The organism is Streptococcus sp. HSISS2 (genome assembly GCF_000448665.1).
Lineage (GTDB): Bacteria > Bacillota > Bacilli > Lactobacillales > Streptococcaceae > Streptococcus > Streptococcus raffinosi.
The window spans coordinates 1547726-1556751 of sequence record NZ_CM002133.1; the positions used below are offsets into that span (position 1 = coordinate 1547726).

Below are 9026 nucleotides of genomic sequence, written 5' to 3' on the forward strand. Positions count from 1 at the left end.
ATTCATTATCCAAGAGAATAGAATGGATGGTAAGGTCTTTCTGGTGAAGTATAAACTAACATTACATTTAGGAAACTAAAAATAGGCTGAGAAATAACCTCAGCCTATTTTATTTATACAAGAATTATATACTCTAATTATAACTTATCAATGATGAATCAAATCATATATTCCAAATCATAACTAGCATCAGAAAGAATACGTGCCAAAAATTGTTGAGTACGTTTTTCTTTTGGTCTGTAAAAAATGTCTTTTGGACTTCCTCTTCGATGACATGGCCACCATCCATAAAGACAACATGATTAGCTACATCTCGTGCAAAGCCCATCTCATGAGTAACGACTACCATTGTTGTTCCTTCATTAGCAAGTTGTTTCATGACGTCAAGAACATCCCCAACTAGCTCTGGATCAAGTGCAGATGTTGGCTCATCCAACAAGATAACCTCTGGTTTAACTGCAATTGCTCTGGCTAAGCCGATACGTTGTTGTTGGCCTCCTGAAAGTTGTGAGGGATAATAATCTTTAAACTCTAAAAGACCAACTTTTTTAGTGCCTCTTCAGCAATTTGTTGAGCTTCACTTTTGGGTACTTTCCTAGCAATCACTAAACCTTCCAGTATATTCTCAATAGCAGTTTTGTTTGCAAATAAATTGTAATGTTGGAATACAAAAGCCGTTTTCTTTCGGATATCCAAAATCTCCTTTTCGACAATTTGTCCAAAGAGTAATCCTTACCAGCAATTGTTAATTGCCCTCCATCTGCTTTTTCCAAATGGTTAAGACAACGTAAGAAAGTGGTTTTTCCTGAACCGGATGGTCCCAATATGACAACCACATCTCCCTGTTTCACTTGTAGATTAACATCAACAAGAACCTGACGGTCTCCAAATTTTTTGAAATATGTTTAGCTTCTAGCATAGTAACTCCCTCTATGTAAATTGCAATTTTCTTTCTCCAAGGTTAAAGAGAACTTGAATAATACCACAAATGATTAAATATAAAATAAAGATGACAAAATAAGATTCAAAATATTGATATCCATATGCTGCTTCAACTCGTGCAATTGCTGTTATATCTTTTATTGTCATAACAAAGACAAGTGAAGTCCCTTTCACAATATTAATAACTAAGTTACACAAATTTGGCAGAGCAGCTTTAAGCGCTTGTGGAAAAACTATTCTCAGATAGGCTTGTCTTGTTGTTAAACCTATGGCTTGTGCAGCTTCTAGCTGACCCTTATCAACCGTTAGCAATGCTGAACGAATGATTTCAGACAAACTTCCTGTTGTCATCAAACTATAAATAATAAAGGCATAGTAAAGTGGATTAACCTTGAAGACATCTACATGACTTCCAATTCCTTTAAAAAACTGGTTTAGTAAACTAGGGAATAAACTATAAAAAATAAAATTAACAAAATAGGTGGTGTTGCGCGAATAAAGGCAAGATAAATAACTGAAAATGTTTTGACACCTCTCACCTGATAAATTTGACCTAACGCTAAGAAAAGAGCAGGTAGAAAACTCAATAGAATAGCCACAACCATGATTCCAAGTGTTACTGGAACCCCATGTAAAGCCTTAATAAAGGTATCAATAATAAAAGTAGTATTCATTTTTTACCTCGCTTTGATACTCAATTGTTGCTCTGTCATTCTAGAAATTAGGGATAAGATTAATGCTATTCCCCAATAAACAAGGGCCACTGCCGTATATGTTTCTAAAGAATAATTTCCTAAATGACGACTAATCAAAAGGTTTCCCTTTCCCATGACATCAATAAATCCAATCGTATAAGCCAATGCAGCATCACGCATTAGGTTAAGGATAGCTGTTGTAATATTTGGTAAAGCTACCTTAAAAGCTTGAGGGGCAACGATTCTCACGAAAGCCTGCTCTGGTGTCAGACCAATACTTAGTCCGGCCTCTAATTGTCCTTTGGGGATTGCTTGATAGGCGGCCTTAAAGACTTCTGAGATTAATGCTGAAAATAGAAGAACCATGGTCACTAAAACAAATATTAACTTAGACCAGTTATTTATGTCCAACCCTAACCACCAATTAAGAAATTCAGGAACTCCATAGAATACCAAGAACAACAATACAATAGGTGGAGTACAACGTAAGATAAAAACATAACCCTTAGCCAGATTTTCAAGAGCTTTATCCTTAGAAAGACTTGCCCACGCTACCAATCCTCCTAACAACGACCCTAGTATAGTCGTTAATAAGAGAACTAACAATGTCATTGGTAAGCCCTTTATGATTTCCGGAATTGCTCCAATCACTTTTGAAATGTCATAATTGACCATATTTTCTCCTAACTAAACTCGCTCAGAAGCTTATCAAAGTAGCCTACTGTTTATACACCACAATCTAATTATTTATCAACGTATGAAAAGACATCTTCGCCAAAATATTTTTTAGACAATTTTTCAAGCGTACCATCTTCTTTTAACTCTTTAATTGCCTTCGTATATTCTTTTGAAAACTCTTCATTCTTACTATCGCGATGGAAGAGTGGGTAAGTCGGAATACCTTTATATGGGAACCAAGTTAACTTGTCCGCATATTGATGATAAGCACCATCTTTATCTGTCACAGCTTTTTCAAAAGACAATTTAATATCAAAATAAGCATCATAACGATTTTCCAAGACCCATGCATAGGCATCTGAAACTTGGAAAGATTCTGCAGATGTCAACTCAATTGGTTGATCTTTATGCTTATCGTTGTAGTCCTTGATAACATTCCACTGTGCATTTTGTGGTGAGATTGGTACCAATTTTCCCTTTTGTTTGGCAAAATCTGAGATATTTTTATATTTATCTTTATCTTCCTTACGAATTGTAAATCCAATAACACTTGCTCCGATTGGATCTTTAGGTATGATGAACTTTTTAGCTCGCTCATCTGTGTACCAAGCACCCTTAGTACCAATATCATATTTACCTGACTCCAGACCAATTAAGAGGTCATCATCACTTGTTCCTGTATATTCAAACTTATATTGTGGAAGCTTTTTATCAATTTCCTTCAACACAGCTACCTCATAACCATCAGATTTACCATCTTTGTCCACAAAATCATAAGGGACATAGTTTTGAGTATGAGCAACTTTTAGAGTTGTCACCTTTCCTGAATCAGTTTTTGCTTTTTTATCTCCCGTTAAACTACGTCCAATAACTGTTGCACCAATAAGTGCTACAACAACCACTCCACCAATTATCCAAGTCTTTTTACTCATATCAATCTCTCCCTTTTCTTATAGAACCGTTGCTTCACGCACCCATTCAATACGTTCGTGGTTAATATCACTTGGAACCGTACAGTCAGCACCAATGATTAAACCGTGGGTTCCTGTATCAGCAATAATCTCCTTAACCTTTTCTTGAATAGCTTCTTTACTTCCATTGTATAAGAGACCATCTTTCCCATTTTCAAAACCGCCGAGAACTGTCCGGCCACCAAAAATATTACGACCTTCTGCCAGACTGATTCCTTCAGGACCAACGGCCCAATTAATCACTTGAGCAGGATAGTCTTTAAAGAGCTTGATATCATTTCGTGCCCCTTCATAGCCACAAATATGTAGAATGTTATGACCACCAGCTTCATCAGCAGCTTTCAATACACTTAATTCGCTTGGAGCAATAAAATCCCTATACGTATCAGCAGTAACACGATTATCTTGAATACTTTGAACACTGAGGTAAATGCCATCTGCTCCTGCTTCCTTAATCACTCGTTGACTAAGACTAGCAATATCCTGTCCAATGACATCTAAAACATGCTTCAAAGCATCACGGTCCTCCGAAATGTAATCTGCAATATTATCATCACCACCTGAAACATTTCCTACCAGCCACTTAAAATAAGTTACTGGCGCAAAGATATTGTAAATTGCAACAATATCTTCAGGAAAATCAGCAATCAGACTTTTTACAAGTTCAACTTGCGCAGAAATCCAAGGATGATTAGCGCCCAATGGTTCAATCAATGTTAAATCACTGATTGATTTAAAATCTTTAAAAGATGGCTGAGGATAAGCAAAAAAACCATCACTCATCAATTTAACAAAGTCAGGCTTGACTTCTGCAATAAATTTTTTATGACCAGCTTTATTCTTCTCAATAATTTCTGGATTTTCAAAACCGTGAAGCCACTCATCCTCAGTGGTAAAATGGTGCCAAAATCCCACAGGCACACGATCAACACTTTCTCCACGAAATGCTTTCAAAACTAATTCTCTTTTTCTGACATAAAAATCTCCTTTTCTTTATATCCAAATATCGACAGTTCAACTCACATCCCTAAAAGTATCTAACTCTTAGTGACTTCAACTGTGAATGTCATTATCTTAGCAGACATTTACCCATCAGAAAAATAAAGAAATTTTATCCTCTGCCATAAATATAATTTATGATTAAAGTATCAAAACCTCACTAAAGCCAATAGTTATCTATTATCAAGCTATCTAGCACTATATAGTATCATCCCTGTTGGTTATAAGTAATTCTTAACGTCAAGATAAATAATTACTATCACAAGCATCATAAACATTCAATTCTTCCTGAAGAATCACTTCTCTGACTAACTTTGCTATAATAGTCTCAAACAAAGCAAAGGAGATTTTCTATGACATCCTTATACGATTTTACAGTTTCAGATCAAGCTGACCGACCCGTGTCTCTCCAGGACTATAAAGGAAAGGTCGTCTTAATCGCCAATACAGCAACAGGCTGTGGTTTGACGCCACAGTATCAAGGCCTGCAAGAACTTTATGACAAATACAAAGACCAAGGCTTCGAGATTCTTGATTTTCCTTGTAATCAGTTTATGGGGCAAGCACCTGGTAATGCTGAAGAAATCAATAGCTTTTGCACCCTCAATTACCATACGACCTTCCCACGGTTTGCCAAAATCAAGGTCAATGGTAAGGAAGCAGAGCCACTTTTTGAGTGGCTTAAAAAAGAAAAATCTGGACCCCTTGGGGCTAGAATTGAATGGAACTTTGCTAAGTTTCTGATTAACCGTGAAGGTAAAGTCATCGAACGCTTTTCTTCCAAAACTGATCCACTAAAAATGGAAGAAGCTATCAAGTTTCTTCTTAATAACTAAACAAAAACGAGAGTAAAACCGAACGACAATCTCTGACTGTCGCAAGTTCTGCTCTCGTTTTCTGCGTTAAGAAAAATAGTATAAAAAGAAATTACGCTCTATTTTAGAACAATGCTGTCAATGCTGTAATTAAACCAAAGACGATGCCTGGGGCATTCGCAGCAGCAAGGGGAAGGTCACGTTCTTTTTTAAAGAGACCATAGTAAACCCAAAGGCTACAGTTGATGGCTGCCACCAAAGGTTGAATAAAGTTTCCTTTATGACCAGACAGATTATCCATGATCTGTGGCACGTAAGATACGTACATCATTACAGACATGAAGGTTGCTACCCAACCAAGGGTTTTCATTTGTTTATCTGACATTTTGATTCTCCTCTTTCATAAAAAATTCACTCTGTCCTTTAGACCTCTGAGAATGGCCTCAAGACGTGTTTCAATCCTTTAAAATTAAAACAGAGTCTATCTTACGCTATCATAACAAAGAATGCAAGGATTCTGGGACAATGTTAATAAGATGTAAACTATCACAAGATTGTGATTGGTCACAATCTTGTGATAGTGGATCTGGTCTCTTATGTAGCGTTTGCATAAGATAAAAAGACCTCTTTAAGAGGTCAATTTTTCATAATATTATCTTTTGATCCTTAGAATAATAGACTCTTCATGATTGATTATAACGAAATCATTCTGCTAAGAGTACTTCTTTGATGGTTTGTTTTTGGAGTTTTCTGTTGGATAGATAAAAGAGGCTTTCATAAACCACCGCAAAACCAAGCAAGGTCCAAAAGCAAACGTTCCAGTCAAAGTTGTGCTCAATCTTTTCAGGTACCGTGTCTTTGATCACACCAATCAAGATTTCCATGATGCCGTATTGATAAGCCGTCCCAAGGGCAAATCCTAGATAAGCCCAGAAACGATAAGGAGCGAGAATATGACTTTGGCATTCACGATCGGTGTAGCCAAAAGCCTTCATCAAAGCTAAGGTTTCGCGACTTTCTGAGACCACAATTCCCAATGACAAAAAGAGGATTGAGAAAGAAAGGATCAAACCAATCATAATCATCATCGTTTGGATGATGTCATCTGTGTAGTCCCTTAGGCCAAAAGACAATTGAACCATGGCCGCAAAACACATGGAGCCAAAGACCACAAAAAACAGAATCGATTTTCTCCCCCAAATCAGCGACGAAGACAGCTCTTCTAGGAAGGATTTCTCTTTCTTGGGGGCCCTCTTTCTCCTTTTGACCTTAATCGGTGTTGGAGATTTTTTCAATAAGCGAAGGGCCGGCGTTTGTAATTGTCTTCTAGCATAGCCAATCGCAAGTACCATAAAGAAGGTCGTTGGCAGCATCACCAAAGCAACCAGGAGCTGCCAGTGAAAATGAATGGTAATTTCTGGCAGAATTCCCTTTTCATTTCGAAAGTCATAAAATGTCCCATCATAAGAAAAGAAGCGAAATAGCCAAGAAGAGCCCCAACTCCAAAACTGAGTCCAAAAGCCCAAAATCGTTTCGCCAACTGGCCATTGCTATAGCCTAAAGCCTTTAAAATCCCTAATTGTTCCTTGTGGTCATCGACAAATTGTTTGATATAAAAACACATGAGAAGGATCGACATCAAGGACAAAACGACCCCACTGACCATGGCCACCATCCAGGAAAGTGAAACCTGGGCATCATAGTAGGTCTGAATCATCGGATTGGTTTTAGAAATCTCCAACTGCTCGATATCCAGGTAAAAATTCAAGAAGAGATTGGCCACAAAAACCGCACAAGCCCCAATGATACTGACGACAACTAATTTTCGAATATCTTTTACTGAAAACATGGCTTACCATCCAACCTCATAGGCAGTCTGAGGCTGATCATTGGTCACAACTTGGGTAATCTTGCCACTATTGACACGAATGATGGTTCTGCCCATATCCGCAATATTTTGGTTATGCGTCACCATAATTAAGGTAAAGCCCAGCTTTTCCTTTAACTTCCAGATATAGTCGAGAATCTTGCGCCCTGTTTCTTCATCCAGGGCTCCCGTCGGCTCATCTAAGAAAAGAATCTCTGGCTTTTTGGCCAAGGCCCGAGCAATAGACACTCTCTGCTGTTCCCCACCAGACAATTCACTCGGATACTTGTCCAGCTTATCGCCAAGCCCCAAATCTTCTATAATCTGCAAAAAATCATGATTGTTTGCCAGATCAGCTCCCATCTTAACATTCTGTCTGACCGTCAGATTAGGTAATAAATAATACTGCTGAAAATAAAGGCTATCTTCTCACGTCTAAAGGCTGTCAATTGAGCATCTGTGAGTTGAGACAAATCCTGCCCTTGAATGAGGATATGCCCCTCGTCTACCTTTTCTAATCCGGATAACACGTTTAAGAGGGTTGACTTTCCTGATCCAGAAGGACCTAGGATAACCACATCATCCTGGTCTTGAATCTGCAAATCAATCCCTTTTAAGACCTTGGTTTGGCCGTAACTTTTGTGAACATTTTCTAGTTGAATCATTTCTTTCCTACCATTTCCTTGATGAGAGATTGACAAACTTCTGTCAATAAACCAATCACTTCTTCCATGCTGAACTGATAAATACCAGAAGCAACCATAGAGGCCATCCCGTGCGAGTAGATAAATAGATGCTGGTACAAGCGACTAGCCTCCTCTAACGTCAATGGATAGTCTGCGACAATCGATTCCAGAACCAGTCGGTAGCTATGATCCTTCATGGGAAGAAAATCTTGAAAGCGACGAATCGGATCTTTGCTAGGATTTTGGAAAAGCAACTGAAAGAGTTGGGGCTCTTTTGAGGCGAACAGGATATAAGCAATCCCGACAGAACGGAAGGGCTTCTCATCTTCTAAAGCCTTTCGTATATACTCCACCACTACCATTTCCGCAGCAACAATAACCTCTGCTTGTAACTCAGCCATATTTGCAAATTGCCCAAAAATGACCCTTGGCGTGGCTCCCAGTTTCTCCGCTAATGCTCGAGCCGTCAAACTAGCCATGCCCTCTTCTCTCACCAATTGTAAAGCTGTCCCAATCATAGCTTCTTTACTAAATTTAACCTTTGGTGGCATAAGACTCCTTTCGCGCAACGATTGTTGCGCAACAGTTGTTTCCTAAAATAGTACCATAATAAAGAAAGACTTGTCAAGAAAAATCTATAAAGCATAAAACAAAAAACCAGCCCACTAATACAAGTGAGAGCTGGTATACTAACAACTATTCTAAGGCAAATCATTACCTGCAGCCAAGTAGATTTGGTACCATTCCTTGCGCGTTAGGGTAACGGTTACTGCTTTCCCCGCTTCAAGGACATGCTGGGGTTTGGTCGTTCCAATGACGGCCTGCATCTTACCTGGATAACGGAGGACCCAAGCTAGGGCAATGGCTGTCGGAGTGACTTGGTATTTCTTCGCCAAGTCATTGAGGACCTGATTGAGGGCTACAAACTCTTCCTTGCCGACAAAGTTCCCTTTGAAATAGCCATGCTGAAGGACAGACCAGGCTTGAATCACCGTATCGGTTAAGCGGCAATACTCAAAGACACTGCCATCTCGCACGGCTGCTTTTGGACCTTCCATATTGACATGAAAACCAGCTTCAAAGCTTGGTGTAAAGGCGGCACTCAACTGTAACTGGTTGATCTTGAGGGGCTGTTTGACAGTCGTTTTGAGCAATTCCATCATCATGGGATTTTGATTGGACACCCCAAAATGACGGACCTTGCCAGCTTGCTCCAAGTAATCAAAAGCTGCTGCCACTTCTTCAGGCTCCATGAGGGCATCCGGTCGGTGAAGGAGGAGACTATCTAAGCGCTCGATCTGGAGGCGCTCGAGGATGCCATCGACAGAGTCCAAAATATAGTCCTTAGAAAAATCAAAATAAGTAAAAACCAT

General features: G+C 38.9%; 7 protein-coding genes and 4 pseudogenes. 1 reads left to right on the forward strand and 10 read right to left on the reverse strand.

The window, feature by feature from the left end; genetic code table 11:
* Positions 1–158: 158 nt before the first annotated feature.
* The 5 genes and pseudogenes from HSISS2_RS06910 to HSISS2_RS06930 all read right to left on the reverse strand — a co-directional run bounded on the left by HSISS2_RS06910 (position 159) and on the right by HSISS2_RS06930 (position 4240).
* Positions 159–919, reverse strand: a pseudogene (locus tag HSISS2_RS06910) (amino acid ABC transporter ATP-binding protein).
* Positions 920–930: 11 nt separating this feature from the next.
* Positions 931–1616: pseudogene (locus tag HSISS2_RS06915) on the reverse strand (amino acid ABC transporter permease).
* Between the two features lie 3 nt (positions 1617–1619).
* Positions 1620–2312: an amino acid ABC transporter permease gene (locus HSISS2_RS06920; RefSeq protein WP_002888010.1), complete on the reverse strand. Its 693-nt coding sequence runs from the start codon at positions 2310–2312 to the stop codon at positions 1620–1622.
* Positions 2313–2380: 68 nt separating this feature from the next.
* Entirely contained in the window at positions 2381–3247 is an 867-nt protein-coding gene (locus tag HSISS2_RS06925; RefSeq protein ID WP_002888012.1) for a transporter substrate-binding domain-containing protein, read from the reverse strand.
* Between the two features lie 18 nt (positions 3248–3265).
* Complete coding sequence (locus tag HSISS2_RS06930; RefSeq protein ID WP_021146055.1) at positions 3266–4240, reverse strand: uroporphyrinogen decarboxylase family protein; 975 nt, start codon at positions 4238–4240, stop codon at positions 3266–3268.
* A 398-nt stretch (positions 4241–4638) separates the two neighbouring features.
* Between HSISS2_RS06930 and HSISS2_RS06935 the strand changes: the two genes are divergently transcribed.
* Complete coding sequence (locus HSISS2_RS06935) at positions 4639–5121, forward strand: glutathione peroxidase (protein ID WP_021146056.1); 483 nt, start codon at positions 4639–4641, stop codon at positions 5119–5121.
* Between the two features lie 103 nt (positions 5122–5224).
* On the opposite strand, the gene HSISS2_RS06940 is transcribed toward HSISS2_RS06935, so the two are convergent.
* The 5 genes and pseudogenes from HSISS2_RS06940 to HSISS2_RS06960 all read right to left on the reverse strand — a co-directional run.
* Complete coding sequence (locus tag HSISS2_RS06940; protein ID WP_008534978.1) at positions 5225–5485, reverse strand: SemiSWEET family transporter; 261 nt, start codon at positions 5483–5485, stop codon at positions 5225–5227.
* Between the two features lie 319 nt (positions 5486–5804).
* Positions 5805–6949, reverse strand: a pseudogene (locus tag HSISS2_RS06945) (FtsX-like permease family protein).
* Between the two features lie 3 nt (positions 6950–6952).
* Positions 6953–7632: pseudogene (locus HSISS2_RS06950) on the reverse strand (ABC transporter ATP-binding protein).
* Positions 7629–8204, reverse strand: a complete 576-nt coding sequence (locus HSISS2_RS06955) for a TetR/AcrR family transcriptional regulator (protein WP_021146061.1) — start codon at positions 8202–8204, stop codon at positions 7629–7631. Before HSISS2_RS06955 ends, HSISS2_RS06950 begins: the two are co-directional and overlap by 4 nt.
* Positions 8205–8354: 150 nt before the next feature.
* Positions 8355–9026: aldo/keto reductase family oxidoreductase (locus HSISS2_RS06960; protein ID WP_021146062.1), on the reverse strand; the 672-nt coding region annotated here is incomplete at its 5' end.

Excerpts from the sequence above, each read along its gene's own strand:
- HSISS2_RS06920 (WP_002888010.1), bottom strand. The coding sequence starts at position 2,312 with ATGGTCAATTATGACATTTCAAAAGTGATTGGAGCAATTCCGGAAATC.
- HSISS2_RS06955 (WP_021146061.1), bottom strand. The coding sequence starts at position 8,204 with ATGCCACCAAAGGTTAAATTTAGTAAAGAAGCTATGATTGGGACAGCT.
- HSISS2_RS06940 (WP_008534978.1), bottom strand. The coding sequence starts at position 5,485 with ATGTCAGATAAACAAATGAAAACCCTTGGTTGGGTAGCAACCTTCATG.
- HSISS2_RS06925 (WP_002888012.1), bottom strand. The coding sequence starts at position 3,247 with ATGAGTAAAAAGACTTGGATAATTGGTGGAGTGGTTGTTGTAGCACTT.
- HSISS2_RS06935 (WP_021146056.1), top strand. The coding sequence starts at position 4,639 with ATGACATCCTTATACGATTTTACAGTTTCAGATCAAGCTGACCGACCC.